The organism is Phenylobacterium sp., from assembly GCF_031425575.1.
Lineage (GTDB): Bacteria > Pseudomonadota > Alphaproteobacteria > Caulobacterales > Caulobacteraceae > Phenylobacterium.
In genome coordinates, this window is the sequence record NZ_JANPJP010000253.1 from 1 (window position 1) to 1,544 (window position 1,544).

At 69.7% G+C, this 1,544-nt stretch carries 1 protein-coding gene and 1 pseudogene; both read left to right on the plus strand.

Going from position 1 to position 1,544, the window contains the following annotated elements; translation table 11 throughout:
- A partial coding sequence (locus tag RMO97_RS14575; RefSeq protein WP_310541772.1) for a peptidyl-prolyl cis-trans isomerase occupies positions 1 to 1,114 on the plus strand: 1,114 nt, incomplete at its 5' end.
- Positions 1,111 to 1,544: pseudogene (locus tag RMO97_RS14580) on the plus strand (anthranilate synthase component I); the annotation flags it as partial. The gene RMO97_RS14575 and the pseudogene RMO97_RS14580, both read left to right, overlap by 4 nt.

A 1,544-nucleotide genomic window follows, 5' to 3' on the forward strand; every position in this document is an offset into this window, starting at 1 on the left:
ACAGATTCCGGCCAAGGACGCCGCCGCGGCCCAGGCCGTGGCCGCACGGCTGGCCAAGGGCGAGGATCCGGGCGCCATCGCCAAGTCCCTGGGCGGCGAGGCCATCACCTATGCCGACAAGCCGCGCACCGCCATCGCCGACCCCAAGGTGGGGCAAGCCGCCTTCACCCTGCCGGTCGGCCAGATCGCGCCGGTTAAGGGTGACCTCGGCTTCGCGGTCATCCGGGTCAGCAAGGTCACCCCGGGCCAAGCCGTAACCCTGGAGCAGATCCGGCCCCAGCTTGAGGCCGAGCTGCGCAAGGACGCCGCCGCCGAGAAGGTCTATGAGATGACCCAGGCCTATGACGACGCCCACGGCGGCGGCGCCAACCTGGCCGAGTCCGCCAAGAAGGCCAACGTGCCCACCTTCACCATCGGCCCCGTCTCGGCCCAGGGCGCGGGACCTCAAGGGCAACCGGTGTCAGGGGTCAATCCCAAGCTGCTGGCGACCGCCTTCAGCCTGCCGCAGGGCGGCGAGAGCGGGGTCGAGGAGACTGGAAACGGCGAGTACTACGCCATCCGTGTCGAGAAGATCACGCCCAAGTCCATGCCGCCCCTGGCCGAGGTGAAGCCGCAGCTGGTCCGCGTCTGGATGATGCGCGAGATGGTCAAGCGCCTGCAGGCCAAGGCCGATGAGCTAGCCGCCCGAGTGCGCAAGGGCGAGACCCTGGAAGCCGTCGCCTCCAGCATCGGCGCCCGCGTGGGCCGCGCCACCGGCCTCGACCGCCGCAACGCCGGCCAGAACCAGGCCCTGTCCCAGGACGCCCTGATCAAGACCTTCGGCGCCAAGACCGGCGAGGTCTACACCGCCGAGGCGCCGACCTTCGGCCTGGTGGTCGCCAAGCTGGAGGCGGTTCGCGCGCCCACCGGCCCGACCCTGGCCCGCATGACCGAGGAGAGCCGCCCGCAGATGACCGAGGCGACCTTCCGCGAGATCCAGGCCGACGCCCAGAAGGCCGCCGGGACCCTGGTGAAGGTGAAGACCTATCCCAACAACGCCCGGGTCGCGATCGGCCTGGAACCCATCGAACCCAAGAAGGACGCCCCGGCGTCCAAGACGGAAAAGGCCAAGTGATGATCGAGCCTGCGTTTGCGGACTTTGAGCAGAAATATGCCCAAGGCGCGCCGCAGGTCGTCTGGACCCGTCTCATCGACGACCTCGAGACCCCGGTCTCGGCCTATCTGAAGATCGCCCACGGCCGGCCCTACGCCGTCCTGTTCGAGAGCGTGGAGGGCGGGGCCTGGAGAGGGCGCTATTCGGTCATCGCCATGAAGCCGGACCTGGTCTGGAAGTGCCGCGGCGACGTGGCCGAGATCGCGCAAGGCTCGGGCATCGAGGCCGGCCAGTTCGTGACCCAGTCGGGCGGCGCCCTGGATTCGCTGCGCGACCTGGTGGCGGCCTCGCGGCTGGACCTGCCGGCCGGCCTGCCGCCGATGTCGGCCGGGGTGTTCGGGGCCATCGGCTACGACATGATCCGGCTGGTGGAGAAGCTGCCGGACATCAA